Annotated in this window: 19 protein-coding genes; 8 read left to right on the forward strand and 11 right to left on the reverse strand. The window is 39.2% G+C overall.

Annotated elements, in window-relative coordinates:
* Positions 1-31: 31 nt before the first annotated feature.
* From kynA to ACZ9AO_RS16620, 4 genes are all read left to right on the forward strand, one after another.
* Complete coding sequence (gene kynA / locus ACZ9AO_RS16605; protein WP_048679521.1) at positions 32-886, forward strand: tryptophan 2,3-dioxygenase; 855 nt, start codon at positions 32-34, stop codon at positions 884-886.
* Between the two features lie 39 nt (positions 887-925).
* On the forward strand, positions 926-1552 hold the full coding sequence (gene kynB / locus ACZ9AO_RS16610; RefSeq protein WP_476109492.1) for an arylformamidase: 627 nt from the start codon (positions 926-928) through the stop codon (positions 1550-1552).
* A gap of 147 nt (positions 1553-1699) precedes the next feature.
* The gene (locus tag ACZ9AO_RS16615) at positions 1700-2332 is read left to right on the forward strand and encodes a LysE family translocator (protein WP_251541936.1); all 633 of its coding nucleotides are present in this window, start codon (positions 1700-1702) and stop codon (positions 2330-2332) included.
* Positions 2333-2479: 147 nt separating this feature from the next.
* Positions 2480-2815, forward strand: a complete 336-nt coding sequence (locus ACZ9AO_RS16620; protein WP_251541939.1) for a hypothetical protein — start codon at positions 2480-2482, stop codon at positions 2813-2815.
* Positions 2816-2867: 52 nt separating this feature from the next.
* Here the strand turns inward: ACZ9AO_RS16620 and ACZ9AO_RS16625 are convergent, their stop codons facing one another.
* Positions 2868-3719 carry an MBL fold metallo-hydrolase gene (locus tag ACZ9AO_RS16625; RefSeq protein WP_476109493.1) on the reverse strand — a complete coding sequence of 284 codons (852 nt, stop codon included), beginning with the start codon at positions 3717-3719 and terminating at the stop codon, positions 2868-2870.
* Between the two features lie 133 nt (positions 3720-3852).
* The gene (locus ACZ9AO_RS16630; RefSeq protein WP_476109494.1) at positions 3853-5280 is read right to left on the reverse strand and encodes a phospholipase D-like domain-containing protein; all 1428 of its coding nucleotides are present in this window, start codon (positions 5278-5280) and stop codon (positions 3853-3855) included.
* A gap of 166 nt (positions 5281-5446) precedes the next feature.
* On the opposite strand from ACZ9AO_RS16630, the gene ACZ9AO_RS16635 reads away from it, so the two are divergent.
* Complete coding sequence (locus tag ACZ9AO_RS16635; protein ID WP_048679536.1) at positions 5447-5893, forward strand: hypothetical protein; 447 nt, start codon at positions 5447-5449, stop codon at positions 5891-5893.
* 492 nt (positions 5894-6385) lie between these two features.
* On the opposite strand, the gene ACZ9AO_RS16640 is transcribed toward ACZ9AO_RS16635, so the two are convergent.
* Together ACZ9AO_RS16640 and ACZ9AO_RS16645 are read right to left on the reverse strand one after the other, a co-directional pair.
* Positions 6386-6949: a peptidoglycan-binding domain-containing protein gene (locus ACZ9AO_RS16640; protein ID WP_476109495.1), complete on the reverse strand. Its 564-nt coding sequence runs from the start codon at positions 6947-6949 to the stop codon at positions 6386-6388.
* Between the two features lie 393 nt (positions 6950-7342).
* Positions 7343-7513, reverse strand: coding sequence for a hypothetical protein (locus ACZ9AO_RS16645; RefSeq protein ID WP_251541947.1), 171 nt, complete (start codon positions 7511-7513; stop codon positions 7343-7345).
* A gap of 191 nt (positions 7514-7704) precedes the next feature.
* Between ACZ9AO_RS16645 and ACZ9AO_RS16650 the strand changes: the two genes are divergently transcribed.
* Positions 7705-8478, forward strand: coding sequence for an alpha/beta fold hydrolase (locus tag ACZ9AO_RS16650; RefSeq protein ID WP_476109496.1), 774 nt, complete (start codon positions 7705-7707; stop codon positions 8476-8478).
* Positions 8479-8509: 31 nt separating this feature from the next.
* A complete protein-coding gene (locus ACZ9AO_RS16655; RefSeq protein ID WP_375541194.1) occupies positions 8510-9166 on the forward strand; it encodes a DUF2238 domain-containing protein in 657 nt (218 codons plus the stop codon).
* 25 nt (positions 9167-9191) lie between these two features.
* Here the strand turns inward: ACZ9AO_RS16655 and ACZ9AO_RS16660 are convergent, their stop codons facing one another.
* From ACZ9AO_RS16660 to ACZ9AO_RS16675, 4 genes are all read right to left on the reverse strand, one after another.
* A complete protein-coding gene (locus ACZ9AO_RS16660) occupies positions 9192-9647 on the reverse strand; it encodes a DinB family protein (RefSeq protein WP_476109497.1) in 456 nt (151 codons plus the stop codon).
* A gap of 424 nt (positions 9648-10071) precedes the next feature.
* Complete coding sequence (locus ACZ9AO_RS16665; protein ID WP_095679135.1) at positions 10072-10221, reverse strand: FbpB family small basic protein; 150 nt, start codon at positions 10219-10221, stop codon at positions 10072-10074.
* A 3-nt stretch (positions 10222-10224) separates the two neighbouring features.
* Complete coding sequence (fbpA, locus tag ACZ9AO_RS16670; RefSeq protein WP_235568245.1) at positions 10225-10332, reverse strand: Fur-regulated basic protein FbpA; 108 nt, start codon at positions 10330-10332, stop codon at positions 10225-10227.
* Positions 10301-10912, reverse strand: a complete 612-nt coding sequence (locus ACZ9AO_RS16675) for a flavodoxin domain-containing protein (RefSeq protein WP_336865515.1) — start codon at positions 10910-10912, stop codon at positions 10301-10303. The genes fbpA and ACZ9AO_RS16675 overlap by 32 nt, the downstream gene beginning before the upstream one ends.
* Before the next feature lie 494 nt (positions 10913-11406).
* Between ACZ9AO_RS16675 and ACZ9AO_RS16680 the strand changes: the two genes are divergently transcribed.
* Positions 11407-12042: a hypothetical protein gene (locus ACZ9AO_RS16680; RefSeq protein WP_476109498.1), complete on the forward strand. Its 636-nt coding sequence runs from the start codon at positions 11407-11409 to the stop codon at positions 12040-12042.
* 151 nt (positions 12043-12193) lie between these two features.
* Here the strand turns inward: ACZ9AO_RS16680 and ACZ9AO_RS16685 are convergent, their stop codons facing one another.
* From ACZ9AO_RS16685 to ACZ9AO_RS16695, 3 genes are all read right to left on the reverse strand, one after another.
* Positions 12194-12679 carry a DsbA family oxidoreductase gene (locus tag ACZ9AO_RS16685; RefSeq protein ID WP_476109614.1) on the reverse strand — a complete coding sequence of 162 codons (486 nt, stop codon included), beginning with the start codon at positions 12677-12679 and terminating at the stop codon, positions 12194-12196.
* Positions 12680-12927: 248 nt separating this feature from the next.
* Positions 12928-15963 (reverse strand): efflux RND transporter permease subunit, encoded by a 3036-nt coding sequence (locus ACZ9AO_RS16690; protein ID WP_476109499.1) that lies wholly within the window; start codon positions 15961-15963, stop codon positions 12928-12930.
* A 538-nt stretch (positions 15964-16501) separates the two neighbouring features.
* The gene (locus ACZ9AO_RS16695) at positions 16502-17200 is read right to left on the reverse strand and encodes a polysaccharide deacetylase family protein (RefSeq protein ID WP_202316973.1); all 699 of its coding nucleotides are present in this window, start codon (positions 17198-17200) and stop codon (positions 16502-16504) included.
* Positions 17201-17220: the final 20 nt, after the last annotated feature.

A 17220-nucleotide genomic window follows, 5' to 3' on the forward strand; every position in this document is an offset into this window, starting at 1 on the left:
TTTGCATATGGAAAAGTGAGGAGATTGCGGAATGAAGAATACAGATAAAAATGAACAAACAATAACGGGTTTAGAGAAAGAAATTCAAACCGACTTTCAAAAATCGATGTCCTATGGAGATTACCTCCACCTTGATAAGATTTTAACCAGTCAGCATAGATGTTCCGATCATCATGATGAAATGCTATTTATCGTTATCCATCAAGCGAGTGAGCTATGGATGAAGCTCATTTTGCATGAATTGACAGCAGCAACTGAGTCCATCCGCCAAAACAGGTTGGAACCTTCGTTTAAAATGCTGTCCCGCGTTTCTAGGATCCAGCAACAATTGATCCAGTCATGGAATGTCCTTTCAACTTTAACGCCGGCTGAATACATGGAGTTCAGGGATAAACTGGGACAATCTTCCGGATTCCAATCTTATCAGAATCGCTTGATTGAATTTGCATTAGGAAACAAAAATGTCCATACGCTATCCGTCTATCAGCACCAAACGGATTTATACGAGCAAATGCAGCAGGCCCTTCATGAGCCAAGTATTTATGACGCGGCGATCAATGCTCTTGTGGCGCGCGGATTACCTATTGATCAAGAAGCCATCAGCAGGGATTGGTCACAAAGGTATGAACCAAATGCCAGTGTTGAAGAGGCTTGGCTGACAGTTTACCGCGATGTTGAGCAATATTGGGACTTATATGAGCTGGGCGAAAAGTTAGTGGACATTGGCCACCAACAGCAATTATGGCGTTTTAATCATATGACTACAGTGGAAAGAATCATTGGTAATAAACAAGGTACTGGCGGATCATCAGGTGTAACGTATTTAAAAAGAGCACTGGATCAACACTTTTTCCCAGAGCTATGGAGTCTAAGAACGAAGCTATAAGATATTCAAGAAACAGCCAGTAGAGACGGAGGTAAATGCATGGGGACATGGATTGATATTTCACAACGTCTGGATGATAACGTTGCAGTCTGGCCTGGAGATACACCTTTCTCTTATAAAGTCAATTGGAGTAAAGAACAGAGCGGATCTGTCAATGTAGGTCAAATCAATATGAGTATCCATACCGGTACCCATATTGATGCACCTTTTCATTTTGATGATGATGGAAAAAGAGTGATTGATTTGGATCTCGACTTATATATGGGAAATGCCCGAGTTATCCATTTACCAAACAAGACAAGCATCGGAGTCAATGAATTATCCCATATAGATCTACAAGGCGTTACCCGTCTGTTAATTCGCACGGATGCATGGAAGGATCGAAGTGTGTTTCCACAAACCATTCCACATATCCATCCAGAATTAGCGGCATATCTTTCAGAACACGGCGTCCGTCTAATTGGACTTGATTTACCATCAGTAGATCCACTGGATAGTAAAGAGCTGTCTGCCCACCATGAACTTGCCGATCATGGCATTCACATTTTGGAAGGACTTGTATTAGACGGCATCGAACCGGGTAATTATGAGTTGGCAGCCCTCCCTCTTCCTTTGGTTGAAGCTGATGGAAGTCCTGTACGTGCTGTGTTGAAAAAGTCGCCCTGACAAAATGTTTTCAAAAAAACGAGCCAGATCAAAAACTGATTTGGCTTGTTTTTTGTTGTAATCATTAACTATCAAATTTATCTCCCTAAACCACGGGCATCTATGTTATAATTTTCAGAATTCATCACTAAGAGTGGAGGTCCGAATATGGAAAACTTTTATCTGTTCATCATCATGTGCATCCTTCTCATCATCTTACCTGGTCCAGATACAGCAATAGCCACAAGGAACACCGTTACCGTTGGGACGTCGGGAGGTTTTAAAACGATGTTCGGCACATGCTGTGCCCTGCTTATTCATACATCTGCTGCCGTGTTCGGACTTTCAGCAATCATTGTGAAATCCGCTTTATTATTTTCCATCTTCAAGTATGTCGGTGCCGTTTACTTGGTATATCTAGGCTTCAAGACACTATGGGGATTAAGGAATAAGCAAGTGGCCGCAGCGGCGGAAACGACGGTCAAAAGTAAGTACGAAAACCAGTCATGCTTTAAGCAAGGGTTCCTTACCAATCTGCTGAACCCTAAAGTGGCCGTCTTCTTTTTAACGTTTCTGCCTCAGTTCGTGAATCCGGGGAATGATACGTTTTTACCATTCCTGATCATGGGCATCACGTATACCGTTTTAACTGCGTTGTGGTTTGTATTTTATATCTATCTGCTGAACCAAATCAGTGCTTTTATGAAAAAGCCTAGAACCCAAGCGATATTCGAGGGGATAACCGGGACGGTCTTGATTGGTTTCGGGATAAAGCTAGCTCTAGAAAAAGCTCATAATTAATTTGAACTGCACCCTAATTGTTAGACAATTGGAGGTGCAGTTTTTAATATATTGGGGTTCTGGTACAGGTGTAGGATTTAAGTACTTGCTGAGTTATGTTACAATAAAAACCATAATTTGGTTTTTAATACACGGAGCAAAAAGAACATGACAACCATAGAAGTTAAGAAAACAAAAGATATCGGATTAGGTTCACTTTCTTTCGTGCTATGTTTATTGGGAATATTGTTTACGTTTGAATTTGGCGATAAATCTTGCATGGGAGATCATATTTTACATACTATCGGAATTAGCGGCTGGTCAAATGGAGATTCAGGTATTCATTATACCGTGTTCTATTCGGCTATATTTTTCATCCCCTCCTTTATTATTGGTCATATATATCCCGATAATAGAGGAGCAAAAGCAGGGAAAATCATATCAGGCATCCTATCAGTTCTCATCCTTTCAGCACTAATTACGTTTATTATCTCTTTTGTATAGGCCTGGGTATGAGCCCAATAATGCCGAGCTCATAACCCACTTTAGAGTTCAGTCACTCAACATACCCATTCACGAAAAATCCAATCGTTTCGAGCTCGTCCTCAGTTAAATCCCGCTTTAATTCTTTAGCCAATTCCTGCTCCATTAAAGCCCGGTTTCCCCGATGTGCGACCACCGCTCTGGCACATTCTTTCATTAGCTTAAGCTCCGCCTCCATCTCCAGTCTCGTGCGAGGCTGATCATGATGGGAAAGTATAAATGTTTCGGCATCGTAGGCTTCAATTTTCTCAATGAGCAGCAAAGCTTGTTCAGCCGTATAATTCCATTTTTCCGCATAAAGATTGGCATACAGGCAGTCTCCCAGAAATAAGGTCTTTTCCTCCTGTATATAAATGATGCAGGAATCTTTAGCATGGTCGCCGCCAACATGTTCGATGACACAGGTTATCTTGCCGAGATCGATCGTCATCGTTTTTTCAAAGATGATATCGGGCAGGGGGAGGGAAATCTCTCTATTCGTCCCATGTTCCAATTTGATTGCATCGGCACAAAAGGCAATCTCCGTCCCTTCTTCGACACGTTGATCAAGGGCCCGATCTTCCCATGAAAGCTGCTGCATATCTTTAATGTTCGTGTATGTTTTTTCCTGACAAATCACCGGAATCCCGATATTCTCCAGTCCGAATACATGGTCCCAGTGTGAATGGGTAAGAACGAGGAAATTGCCGCTTATATCATTCCGAAGCAATTCGTCCTCAAAGAGCTGTGCATGCCTGACAGAGTTACCGGCATCGATGATGAGCGTTTTCTTGTTTCCCGTCACGGCGGCAAGAACCGGGCGATCCGTTTCCTGAACTGGCGGCAGGTAGACAATATGTTTCGATAGGTGCTGTAATGTTTGCATGTTTCTGTTCTCCTTACGATTGTTGTGATTAGCTTGCTCAAGTATAGCAAATTACATATGTATTCATAAGATAATCTCCGCAAAAGGCTAAAAAGACAACAATCACTGAGATTGCTGTCTTTTTAGTCATGTTTCAAATGAACCTATTCCAATATACCGTAATTTTCGAGAGGGCATTTAAAAAGGTGGCCTTAAAAAAGGACTCTTCCTTTTTCTGATCTTCAGGCGGTTGTATATATTTTTTATTGTCCGCAATGAGTGTACTATTTTTGATTTTTGAATCCATCGCTCCTATCAACTGCGCTGCAAATCTTTCACTATCGATGACCACCATCGATTCCGTATTTAAAAAGGCAGATCGAGAATCCAAATTGTAGGAACCCACTGCACTTAATCGTTGATCATAGACAACCGATTTACCATGCAAAGAATAAGGCTTTGAATATTCATAAAGCCTTGCCCCTATCTCGACGACGCTATCCCTACGAGCCAAGTAACCGGAAAAAGCGATCATATTCGGGGTTGATTCAGCCGAGTTGGTAAGTATGGTCCAATCAGCCTTTGAATCCAATTGCTTCGGTACATATTCCTTCAAGGCATCCGCAGGGACAATATAGGGGCTTTGGATGTATACCGATTGATTGGCGTTCGCAGCCATATCCAATAAAGATCTCCACACAATAGGGTATTTGTTGAACCGTTCGATCGGATTATGAATGAAGGACACTTTTTTAGTAGGGGTTGTAGCCTTGCTCCAATCGACGACTGGGTTCACGAAATCGGTTTCAGTGCGCAAAGCTTTGCTGTATTTTTTCGCTAATGCATCTCTTTCGCGTTTTCCTTTTTCCGTTTGCCTTTTCGACAGGTCCGAAAAAACATCGCTCGTATACGGATGGGTCCATAATTCATCCAAATAGCCCTTCATTTCAACGATTACACTATCTTTCTCCTCTTTAGCATTGAAAATGAGTACATCCCTGTCATAGACAAAATTCCTCGGCGGCTTGCTTGCTAAGTACTTATCGGCAATATTCCTCCCTCCGATGATGCCTAACTTTCCATCTACCGTGATGATCTTGTCATGAAGGCGATTATGCCAGGTCCACGGCTTAAAAGGCTTAAAGGTTTCGTAATATCTTAATTCAATGTTTTCATGTGAAGCCAATGCATAACGGGCACTGCTTAATTGACCTCTGAGTCCATGAGATATTCCATCCAGAAGGATTCGGACTTTGACACCTCGGTCAGCCGCATCGATCAAGGCTCCAAGAAAAAGCTCGGTTGATTCGCCTTTTCCAAAAGCATAGTAGACAATATCGATTGAATGCTGGGCTTCCTGGATCATTCGCATTCTGGCGAGTCCCGACTCATAACCGTCTTCGAAAAGCAGGACACGGTCCACGGTGGCTTCCTTCTCTCCCATATATTCATTTACCTGTTTTATCGGCCTGTTTTCTTCTTTTTCTGCTTTGGGGAAAAGAACAACAGCCGTCACAACTACATAAAGGAAATATAATAGAAGAACAAGCAAAAATCCTTTGATTGCCGTTTTTACTGTCATTGAGCACTCCCCCCTTAAGCGATATTTTATTACTATTCGTAATATGCAAAGACTCTATTCAACATCTGCAGGCTTGATACAACCGGGAGGATTTTTTACCTTTTAAATGTGACAAAGTGGTGAACATGAAAGCAGTTGCATAATATGATATAGAAGGAGGGATTTCATGCTTAAACAACCTGATAGAATAAGTATCTTCAATTATTGTTTTGCATTAGGGGTATCAGAGGTTTTCTTTTTATCCAGCTTTTATCTTTCCATTCTTGACGTTTCATTATTTGCGATCGCTTTGCCATTTTCCGCGTTATTTCTAATGTTCTCCTTGTACCTATTCCTTCGAACGCACAATGCAGTAAAGACCTTACCCAACCAAGATGAACGAAGAAGGGAAATTCATGCATTCTATCATCAATCTTTCGGGATTTTCACGATCATTTTTTTCACTTTACTTTTTGTTGCTTTAGCCTTCATTCCCTTGCTTGATAACGGAGGGCATTTCTATCTGCTTTATTGTTTACCAATGGCCTTGCTTTGTATGATTCCTGCGATTGTTTCTTATAAAGGGATGAAATCATTCAAACTGGAAAACGGCAGGAATTTAACGAAAATCTAAATGATTTTACTTTTATTCAAGATTTCATCCAGGTTTTTAGTTGAATGTATAGGGAAAATGAGGATATAATAATAAATATAAAAAAAAGACACTGGTTAAACCAGCGTCTCAATGAACAGCAAACTGCATAAAGAGCAGCGGCTTTCTGTGGTAAGTCAGTTGCTACTCGATCATGAAAGTAACCCTTTTCCTACATACATCTGGCCGGATGGTATGGAGGGGGTTACTTTTTTAATGTAACCGCGATTACTGCGACGATTAAAGAGGCGAATGAAATCATTAGCATCAGTCCGTCCATAATAGAAATCACCAGCGACACCCCCTTTCTAAAAAGGAGTGACCGCTGCCCACTATACCAAAATGCTGTCCATTTACTATTATATCTGTATTTACTTGTTATTTATAGCCAAAAATAGATGCATTTAGTCTTCTTGATTCTTCACATAAAAAAAATCCCACGTAAAGTGAGAACCATTTTTGCATGTATATCCTTTATTGTTCCACTACACGGCCATCTTTATAAATGTGGAACCACCCAATCGTTCCTGTGCCGCCTTGATCGATCCAATCTTTATTAGCTGCTTTAAAGTTGTAATATGATTTTCCCTTGCCATCTTTCAGCAATCTGCCATCACCGCTGAATACGATGTTGTTACCCAGCCTCTTCTTCCCTAACGCGATCGCGTCTTTCTCCGTGAACTGTCTTCTTTCCACCTTATTTTCATCTAAAGCAGCCCATGTCTTCGGTCCGACGATACCATCTGAAGCTAAGTTATGATCCACTTGGAACTCCCTTACCACATTTTGTGTTTGGGTACCGAAAATCCCATCAACACCTACATGATATTTAACATCTTTAAGGCTTTGCTGTAAGTCTCTTACATAACTAGAACGTGAGCCTTTCCTGAGGGTCGGGCGTGTTTCCGCCTTCGTTTCGATTTTCTGGATTTGACTTCCCTTTGATGCCGCTTCGGTAATTGAAGTCCCCGTTCCTAAAAAAGGGGCCAACATCAAGGCAACTGTTGGAATCATGACCAATAATTTTTTCTTCAACACATATAACCTCCATTCAAATGATCACTCCTGCAGGTTTCTGACACTTCCCTTGGAGCCCATTCATTATAACGCAAGGAGTTATTTCATTGGTGTTTTATTACTTTAATTATAAAAAATGGTAAATACGATTCATCGTGTCATTTCCAAAAGCCAGTATATGATGGAAGTCCCGTTTTTTTGAATAAAACAAAAAACATAGTTGATTGGAGAGGAAGGTGCGAAACTCCTGCGGACCCACAGGCCCAAGCCGATTATGCTCCCTGACCGCCCGCTGAAAGCGAGCGCCTGGATCGGAAATTACGTTCAAATTGTACCGCAAAAAAAAACTGTAGACATACTCGATTTTCATCGAGTTTGTCTACAGTCTGAAATCATCCCCTATAGGAGATGTTTTTATTGATTTTCTGGCTGTTGTTGATTCTGCCCTGGCATCCCAATCCCCATCCCCATCAAGTTCGTGGCAAGCGGCACCATATTTTTCATTTTCCCGCCATTTCCACTCAACATTTGATAAGTGGCTATACCTACTCCGACCGAAGCGACAACTGGTAAAATTTTATCCATGTTTGCTCTCATTACATCACCTTATTTTTTATATTTTTGTTCATTTCCTGAACTCTTATATCTTGTTCAAAAGAACCCTAAAAATTCAATTAGTTCGTTACCAAAACAATTAGTAATAAAAACATGTTTAATAGGGAAAATTCTTTCAGGAGGGATATTATGCAAGTACTCTTCGAATGAGGTGAATATTCATGCCAATGTTAGATGTGGACGGTATCAGCTTGCATTATTCTGTTAGGGGAAAAGGGGTTCCTATTGTTTTTATCCATCCTCCTGTACTGACCAGTGTGAATTTCGAATACCAATTGGAGAAATTATCCGAAGAATTCAAAGTCATCACTTTTGATATTAGGGGTCATGGAAGAAGTCAGTACTCAAGACAGCCAGTAACTTATCCCCTGATTATAGAAGATATCAAACAACTGTTGGATCATTTGAAAATTAAAAAAGCAATGATATGCGGATACTCGACCGGCGGCTCCATCGTATTGGAATTCTTGCTGAGTTGTGCCGATAGGGCTCTGGGTGGCATTGTAATAGGCGGAATGTCTGAAGTGAAAGATACATCTTTAAAGCAAAAGATTTCTTTAGGCATATCACTTGCCCAGAAAGACGCAGTTCCCATTCTTGCGCTTTCCATCTCATGGAGCAATTCAAATACCATTAAGCTGTTCAACAAAATGTTTAATGAAGCCCTAAAAGGAGATGCCCGAAATATCGAGCAGTATTACCATTATAGTTTGCATTATAACTGTACCCATCAGCTTGAGAAAATCAATCTTCCCACTTTACTGATCTATGGCAAACAAGATAAACCAATGTATCGCTATGCCCATTTATTGCATGAAAAATTGCCCTATACGGAATTAAGATTCATTGATCATGTAAAGCATCAAATCCCTACAAAAGCGGCTAATCATTTAAATGAAAGTATTAAGCATTTTATCCATTCACAATCCGATTGATTTTTCCGATTGAGAATTTCAATCTTTTGCTATGTACATATCATTAAGTTATGGAGTGAAAAAATTGGGAAGAGATAAAAGTAGACTGATACATTTATTATTACTATTGCTAGTCACTGCAGTGTTTATTTGGTCAGTGATTAAGCCTGAAGGATATTTGATATGGACAATGGAAGTCCTTCCTGCAGTTGTGTTTCTGATTTATGTAACGGCCACATATAATAAATTCCGCCTTACTACATTATCCTATTTCGTTATTGCCGTTCTTTCAATTACCATGTTCATCGGTGCCCATTATACGTACACAAAAGTGCCTCTATTTAATTGGATAAAAGATCATTACGATCTAAACCGGAACCATTATGATCGGTTCGGTCATTTTATAAAAGGTTTACTTGCAATTGTGATTAGGGAAATAGTAATACGTAAAACCCCCCTAACAAAAGGACCGTGGTTATTTGCTGTCACAGTAAGTTTTGCGCTTGCCATTGGAGCACTCTATGAAATCATCGAATGGATAGCTGCCATCATTTCAAAAGGAAGAAAAGCTTCAAAGGACTTTTTAGGAACACAAGGTGATATTTGGGACGCCCAATGGGATATGGCGTTAACCTTGATCGGCTCTATCATCGTATTGTTCACCTTGTCCAAACTTCATGACAAGCTGTTGCGAAAATTGAAGAATTGAATTAAAAAAGAGTTACCTATATAGATCACTCTTTTTTAATCAGGATTTGATTGTTAATATGATGTTCCATATGATCGAGATAGTCTTTTATTAGCCACTCCATTGATTTTAGTTGATTATTTCCTATATCACAAAGATTAGATAATCTATCATTTGGTGTATTCGTTATTATATGAATGATTTGCTTATTTAAAGTACAAAAAAGGTTAACGATTTCATCCAATGGTCGCTCTTGGTAATTCTGGACTAATACCCATTGATCTTGATTATATGGTTGTATAACATATGGCTGTACTTCGTACTGAATCTTGATAAACCTATTCATATTGTTCAATGCGGAATCGCATAGATGTCCTAAAATCTCTTTTTTGGACCATTTGTGTGGCATTGGTCGATGATTTAATTCTTTTTCTGTCCTCCGGTTGAACTCTTCAGGTATAAAACCTATCCAATGATTGATTCCATTTATTACATTTTTCAATTTGCACTCCCCCTAAGTTTTACCTAAAGGATTTTTATTCGGCAACCAACCGGATAATACCTCCTTCTTCAACTAACTGCACGGTTTGTTGAATATGGCAAATAACAGCCCAAAAGAAAAAACCGAAATCAAAAATGGATTTCGGTTCAGACTTCAGGCAAACTTGAAGAAAAGTCAGTTTGCCTGAAGTTTTAAATAAGTTCCAGTTGATTTCAGAAATCCGCTCCCTTTCCGCCGACTGTCTGCCAAGCCTCCTCGACGCAAGCGTCTCCGGGTTCTCGGCTAGCCAGTTTTTCGGCAGGAGTGTCGCATATTTCTTCCATCCTTTAAGGGTTACAGAAAAAAATATGAAGGATAAGCAAGTTTTCCTTTTAATCACTCTTGGAAAGCTAGTTACTGGAGGCAACGTTCAAATTTTGACCAATCATGATTGTACTTGCTTACTGCCCTTTTTTTCATTGATAGCTTTTTGATCGATTTTTGTATAGATGCGTTCCACTTCGATTTTGTCATGCAACAGAAGCTCGCGGTTTTCTTTTAGCAGTTGAGTATAAGATTTCCTTCTCCTAGACATTTTTTATTCACCTCTCAAGTGATTGAATTCCTTCTGTAAAACTACGATCGGAAGCTCGTATAGTTGTTTATTATATTTTTTAAAAATCCCGAATTTCAGAAGTTCTTGTATAAGTTCTTCTTTTTTTGCTTCTCCCTTTGCACTTAATTGGGTAATCATCAAGGACCCTCCTTAACAAAAATACAGACTTTTGGTATTTGGGGCTGCCTAGCAACCGATCCCACATGAAGAATCTCCACTTTTTCCTATTGCTTCCCCATATAAGGGCATGCTCTGCAAAGTCTTCGCATTTCCTCAGTTGTTCGTATGTACTGCTTTCATGGTGTATTTTCAATACTCGATCATATACATCAAATCCAAATCGCTTCATTTTATCGGAAAGGATATCTAACCCGGCGCAGGGTTTCGAATGGGTCAGGTCGCCGGCACCAAAGAGTGCAACTTTCACTCCAGCAAAGTCCACTTGGTCAATTTCTTCATAAAACTCGTTTGCTTCATACGGTACATCTTCAAGATTCCATGTATATAAACCAATAAAGGCCAAATCAAAATCCTTTAAAGCATCAACTTCAACAGTATCCAATCTTTCCATATATACTTCACAGCCGACGGCCTTCATTCTATTCTTTATGTTTATAGCCATTTTCTCGGTATTACCGGATAAACTGACATAACCAATGAATACCTTCATCTATATCACCTTCCTAATTGAGAATTAATTTCATTACACACTTCACTATAAATGAAAATGATTCTCACTGTCAATTATTTACCTCCGTTAATTATATTAAACAGTCCTTCTTCATCTTAAAAATAATATAAATGTCCTAAAAATTAAGTGAAAAAACTAAAATATCTAGGTAAAAAAACCTATATTTTCACAAAAAACCATGATACACTATGTAATAATTTAACTATATAGTTATATATAACAAAACAAAATAACACCTTCCGATAGGCAGAGCCAACAATAGACCTGGATTCACTACCAAATCTTGCAAACACTGATTATTCACCAAATAGCCTTTCTAATGGAAATGAATCATCTGACCGATTGTCTGCTGGAAAATACCGTGCAAAACTTGGTGGAACGTTCAGGACAGTAAAAAATGGTACTTATTCAGCCATTGCAAATGGTTATAGTTATTTTGAGGTTAAATAAAAAATATACTAGGTGGGCTACTAATGGAATGGTTGAAACCTTCTGAAGCTAATAATCAGTTCGAAAACAATACAGACAGTTTTTCAGATTTCAAGATCAGGGAATTTACCCCTAATTCAAATTTCGAAATAAAATATTCACTATTAACTCAATTCTTTTTACTGTTGGGTTGCCAAGATGAAAATAGTGTTACTTCGTTATTTGTCGATAGAATTGATAATCAAGTCATCGAAGAAATTATTATGCATTTTGACAACACCAAGATTTTATTAGAAAACGAAGTACCATCAGAAATAATGTTAAATAAGCCGATTCAAGAATCTCTCTCCTTGGTCAGGTCGAGTCACATAAATCCAATAATAAAAAATCTATATGGGACAATTAGCAAATCACAATATGAATGGAAACCACAAAAATCATACAAGATAATACCTGAATTTATAGAGAAATACGAAGATATGGAGTTCGATAAGGTGTTAGCTTATTTAAAAAACACATCAAAGGGGCCAATAATCTCGCTCTCCTTATACAATTGGACTTTAAAAGATTGTTTAAAAGATACTTTTGCCATTAGATATTTCACTCATAAGTGTAAAAATGCTTATATATGGGTTGATGATTCTAATATTATTACTACAATTCAACTAGAATTACATTAAAATACCCCTTTTATATTAAACAGTAAAAGAACAGGTTTTATTGTTTGATAAAAGGGTTTTTTCTGTAAGTATTCTAATCAAGCCCTATTTTAAGTAGCTTGAAATGACCTTACTGTTGTAAATTCTCATTTCCCTGACAGTAAAAACGTTATTAGCAATTCCCCATACCATCACATTGCAAGCCATCAAATTCATTCCGTTTATTTTTTACTTCTTCCTTCTCAATGACTTGCGCTAACCTTTCTTTGCTGGCTAGTCCTGTCAACACTTCTATATCTTCAATATTTTGTTCCTCTTGAAAAAACGCTGTAAATACTCTGTTGTGGAATTCGTTCCCTTTTCCGTGCTCCTTTGCAAAATGGCAGCCTTCGAATGCCAAATGTGGATGCGGGGAGACACGGGGTAAACGCATATCAACCCCTCGCTTTTTCGCAGCAGGAAGAATGTAAGAATCCCATGAATTCAGCTTATCGGGTTCCTTCCATGGATCAATTTTCGTATATGGACTAGGACGCAATTCAAATGGCATCCATTCCACTTCTACATCCTTTTCCTTCACGATTTCGTCCAAAGGCCCTTTACCTAAAAAACAAAATGGACAAATAAAATCAGAATACGCTTTAATTTTCACTGTCATCATATATTCCCTCACTTTTCAATATCAGCTAAACTTGTAACCAAACCAGTTACAATATAGAGCAAAAAAAAATCAATATAATTACACGGCATTCAGTACCTGTACAGTCGATTGCTCCCTGCGATTGTTCATCACCCGCTGTAATCATTTTAGTTACAGGTTAGAGGGAAGTCAACCATTATTTTAAATAAAAAAAGTTTGTAAAGAAAATGTTGCTTTTCTCTACAAACTTTTTTATTAAAACTTCCTTACATCTCGATTTGTTCGTTAACGGGTTCTCTCTTTTTCCTTCTCTGTTTTTTCGATTTTTTATAGTACAGCAATTCGTATATACATGGAATGACGATCAGTGTGAGCAGTGTGGAAACAGCTAGCCCTCCAATGACAACGATCGCCAAGCTTTGTGAAACCAAGCTTCCTGTTTCCGCCTTTTTATATAAAAGCGGCAGCATGGCACAAATCGTTGCTACAGCCGTCATTATGATTGGACGGAATCTTGTGGCTGTCGCTTCGACGATCGCATCACGGATGATCATTTTTTCTTCGTTTTGTTTGACTCGATCCAGAAGCACAATCGCGTTTGTCACAACAATTCCTATTAACATGAGAGCACCCAGCAGTGCTGTAATATCCACTGGAATTCGACTGATAACCAATCCTAATACCGCTCCAATGGCAGCGAATGGCAAGGAAAATAGAATGGCAATCGGTGCTTTGATCGATTTAAAGGTTATAACCATGATTAAAAAGACAATGCCGATCGATATTAACATCGTAAGGAATAAATCGGAAAAATCATCTGTCTGCTGAGCACTGGCTCCGCCGACTAAAATCTCTACATCATCCGGAATATCAAGGCCTTTGTTCTCTTTATCTCCAAATACCTCAAGATTTATTTTGCTTGCAATATCGGAAAGCTTAGCCGGATCGACCGTTGCCGTTAATTGGAGATATGTTTCTCCATCTTTATGGAACTGCGTTGTTGCGCTCTCTTCGCTCTTTAAAGAAGCAACTTTTGACACTGGGGCTCCCCCCCCGTCTGTCATGATCGGAATACTTTTTAAATCCTCCGGTTTTTTGGGATCCAAGATTGGTTCAAGGACGACAGGTGTTTGCTTATCCTGTAAAGTTATATGGCCGATAGGCGTTTTATTAAGCATGATACCCAATTGTTGACCTATTTGTTCTGTATTGCCTTTAGCTGGATCTACCGTGAATGAATAAATGGTTTTCTTTTCATCCTGGTTCGTTGTAATTTCTTCGATTCCTTTAATATCCTGAATTCTTTCTTTGACATTTTTGGCCGTCCGTTCCAAATCTTTAACATTACTGCCGATCACATCTATCGTAATGTTCGTCTTTGATGCTCCCATCATAAAGGAAGAGGCTTGGGCCGTAAGCTTCGCATCAGGATAGTTTTCTTGTTCCTTTTCCATTTTTTTCAGGATTGCATCTACATTTGCTTTATCCTTTACCAGGATGCCGAAAATCGCTTCTGTAGGTGATGCGACTTCGCCATATTGTGCTGTCTCGGGCGAGTTTCCTAATTGCATGAAAATATTATCCACTTCACTCATACCCTGCATCGTTTCTTCGAGTTCAATCGCTTTTTCCTTTACTTTCTCATAGGGCTGATCATTTGGATAAGTTAATGTCACAGAGACATAGTCTGCTGAAGAATTATCAATCGCCCCTTTTGGCATGGCAAAATATGTACCAATGGAACCGACAAACAACAGCATCGCAACAATCAGGACAACCCATTTATGGTTTAGTGACCAAGTAACCAGCTTCGTAAAACGCTTGGCCGGTCGATGTTTTGGCAGCTCCGTCCTTTTCAGCAATCCTGCGCTCATTAACGGAACAACCGTCAATGCCACAATTAATGAAGCCAGCAAAGAATAAGTGACAGTCAAAGCAAAAGGAAGAAGAAACTCCTGAAGCCCTCCATTCAATAAAGCAACCGGCAAGAAAACGGCTACAGTAGTAAGGGTTGAAGCTGTGATTGCCACTCCCACTTCTTTCGTTGCATCCATCACCAATTCGACTGAAATCTTCTCCTGCTGCATTTTCCGGAAAATGTTTTCAATAACGACAATACTATCGTCCACCAAGCGCCCGATCGCTACAGCGACACCGCCCAGTGTCAAAATATTCAGCGTCACTCCCGACAATGACAGCAAAAATAACGTAAAGCCAAGAGATAGCGGTATGGATACGATTGTAATGAATGTAGATCGTACATTCCGTAAAAAGACCATGATTACAATCGTAGCGAATAGCGCACCTAACAGAACTTCTTTTACCATCGTCTGAACGGACGTCTCCACCATATCAGCTGTAGATAAATAAATGGTCGATTTCTGGTCACTATACTTTTCATTAATTTCTTTTGCTACTTTTTCAACCTCTTTACTGATTGTGACAGCATTTGATTGACTGTCCTTGATAATGCTTAAATCAATGCTTTCCTTTCCATTAAAACGACTGATGAGGTTGCCATCATTCGCTTCTTCAACTTTTGCTATCTCTCCAAGTGCGACATTCGGAGTGACCTTCAGCGCTTCTAATTTTTCAATACTTGTTAAATCACCAATCACCTTGATGTTACTTGCCTTCCCATCAATCACTTTTTCGCCTACGGCCAGAGCTGCATTCTGACCGTTAAGGACGCTCATGACATCTTGAATGGAGACTTTCTTTTTAGCCAATTCTTCATTATCCACTTTGACTGAAAGAATGGATTGTGAAACCCCAAATGTCTGTACATCCGAAACGCCTTTAATATCTTTATACATAGGCTCTAATTCTTTCTTGGCAAAGTCTATATTTTCAGCTGTTAACCCATCCTTAAAAGTAACTGATACAAATGAAATGGGAATCATTGACGTATTTAACTGTGTAACAGTAGGCTTTGCCATGCTTTGCGGCAATGCCACACTGCCTAAAGCTTCCTGAACATCCAGTTTCGCTTGTTTCATATCCGATCCGGCTTCAAAGAATAGATCTACTTTTGAAAAACCATCTCCAGTGGTGGAGTATATGGAACTCTTTCCTTTAACTCCCGTAACTGCCCTTTCAATCGGATCTGTAACTTGTGCTTCCATCGTTTTCGAATCGGTGCCCTGCCCCATTGTGATAATCGTAACTTGTGGATTATCAGCAGATGGTAAAAATTCCATCGGCAGTTTAAAATAACTGACAACTCCTATCATCAAAATAAATATGGTTACCAATGAAACGGCAGCCTTGTTCTTGAACGACCACTTAGTAAAAAACTCCACGCACCAATCACCCCTGAATAAAATTTATAAGAAAATAATTCCATTTAAAATATTACCATATATTACTAATGTTGGAGTGTTAATTTTTTATTGATTTTTATATTTTTTTATGTCTCTCGAATCAAAGAAACAAAAAAAGGCTGCGCAGCAGCCTCAAAGAAACAGACTCGATTATTTATGCCCTCTGATAAAAAGCATAACGATAGCCAAAACCATTACCCCAATAAGTAATAACGGGCCGATGCCCGAGCTATACACGAAGTATACTGTGATGTGGCGAAAAATGAGCACCACAAGAAATAGGAATAACAGGAAACACAAAATCATGATCAGAGCGGTGTTTTTATTCCGATACAAGTAACCAGCCCCATTTTAATAGCTTTATTTCCACTAAGGAAAAATTCATGCGAATCCAAGCCCTGACAACAACCTTCCGTTAAGAAACAATATGCAGCCCATGTTTTGTACTATTCTTTATATCAAATAAAAAAGGGCTGCCGCAGCAACCCGATTCTTCGAAAATCGTCTGGACCAAAAACTACATTTCCTGAAGTTCATTGACCGTCACAAACGTATACCCTTCGTTCGTTAACTCTCGTAAGATCCCTTCAATCGCTTGAAGCTCTTTACCCGTATCATCATACATCGGATGCATAAGGATGATCGAACCTGGTTTTATATTTTCCTTCACATACTTCACTTTGTCAGAAGCGGTAGTGTAATAGCTATCTGGTTCCAGATCCCAGGTAATGGTCTCTCTATCATTTTTATTTAAATAATAAGGCAAACCTATGATTTTTTTCCCGTTTGGAGGCCGGACATCAATTTCACCCTTATATCCAGCGTTCTGAATCAATTTATCCGTTTTCTCGATTTCCGCCTTGATATAAGAAGGCGATTTAAACACCATCCGCCTGTGGGAATACGTATGATTCCCAATCTGATGTCCCGCTTCCGCTATTTTCCCAGCTTCCTCCGGGTACTTTTCGATTTCATTTCCGATCAGGAAGAACGTAGCTTTCACATCATATTTATCCAACAACGGCAGGATCTCATTTACATTCTTCGATGGGCCATCATCAAAAGTCAAAGCGACCACTTTTTCATTCGTCTCGACATTATCCGTTAATCCACCGAACACCTGATAGGTTCTCGAATTCATTAATTTATACGTACCAAGCAACAGCAAGAAAACAACCAGGATTCCCAATCCAATGAATATCAGTTTCTTTTTCATGCAAATACCTATCTTTCTAT

The organism is Peribacillus sp. TE19612, assembly GCF_056279465.1.

What these genes read in the sequence shown, in the direction of transcription:
- ACZ9AO_RS16650 (WP_476109496.1), top strand. Translation starts at nt 7,705, where the DNA reads ATGCCAATGTTAGATGTGGACGGTATCAGCTTGCATTATTCTGTTAGG.
- ACZ9AO_RS16615 (WP_251541936.1), top strand. Translation starts at nt 1,700, where the DNA reads ATGGAAAACTTTTATCTGTTCATCATCATGTGCATCCTTCTCATCATC.
- kynA (WP_048679521.1), top strand. Translation starts at nt 32, where the DNA reads ATGAAGAATACAGATAAAAATGAACAAACAATAACGGGTTTAGAGAAA.
- ACZ9AO_RS16635 (WP_048679536.1), top strand. Translation starts at nt 5,447, where the DNA reads ATGCTTAAACAACCTGATAGAATAAGTATCTTCAATTATTGTTTTGCA.
- ACZ9AO_RS16620 (WP_251541939.1), top strand. Translation starts at nt 2,480, where the DNA reads ATGACAACCATAGAAGTTAAGAAAACAAAAGATATCGGATTAGGTTCA.
- ACZ9AO_RS16625 (WP_476109493.1), bottom strand. Translation starts at nt 3,719, where the DNA reads ATGCAAACATTACAGCACCTATCGAAACATATTGTCTACCTGCCGCCA.
- ACZ9AO_RS16630 (WP_476109494.1), bottom strand. Translation starts at nt 5,280, where the DNA reads ATGACAGTAAAAACGGCAATCAAAGGATTTTTGCTTGTTCTTCTATTA.
- ACZ9AO_RS16665 (WP_095679135.1), bottom strand. Translation starts at nt 10,221, where the DNA reads ATGTCTAGGAGAAGGAAATCTTATACTCAACTGCTAAAAGAAAACCGC.
- ACZ9AO_RS16695 (WP_202316973.1), bottom strand. Translation starts at nt 17,200, where the DNA reads ATGAAAAAGAAACTGATATTCATTGGATTGGGAATCCTGGTTGTTTTC.
- ACZ9AO_RS16680 (WP_476109498.1), top strand. Translation starts at nt 11,407, where the DNA reads ATGGAATGGTTGAAACCTTCTGAAGCTAATAATCAGTTCGAAAACAAT.
- ACZ9AO_RS16655 (WP_375541194.1), top strand. Translation starts at nt 8,510, where the DNA reads ATGTACATATCATTAAGTTATGGAGTGAAAAAATTGGGAAGAGATAAA.
- ACZ9AO_RS16685 (WP_476109614.1), bottom strand. Translation starts at nt 12,679, where the DNA reads ATGACAGTGAAAATTAAAGCGTATTCTGATTTTATTTGTCCATTTTGT.
- kynB (WP_476109492.1), top strand. Translation starts at nt 926, where the DNA reads ATGGGGACATGGATTGATATTTCACAACGTCTGGATGATAACGTTGCA.
- ACZ9AO_RS16645 (WP_251541947.1), bottom strand. Translation starts at nt 7,513, where the DNA reads ATGGATAAAATTTTACCAGTTGTCGCTTCGGTCGGAGTAGGTATAGCC.
- ACZ9AO_RS16675 (WP_336865515.1), bottom strand. Translation starts at nt 10,912, where the DNA reads ATGAAGGTATTCATTGGTTATGTCAGTTTATCCGGTAATACCGAGAAA.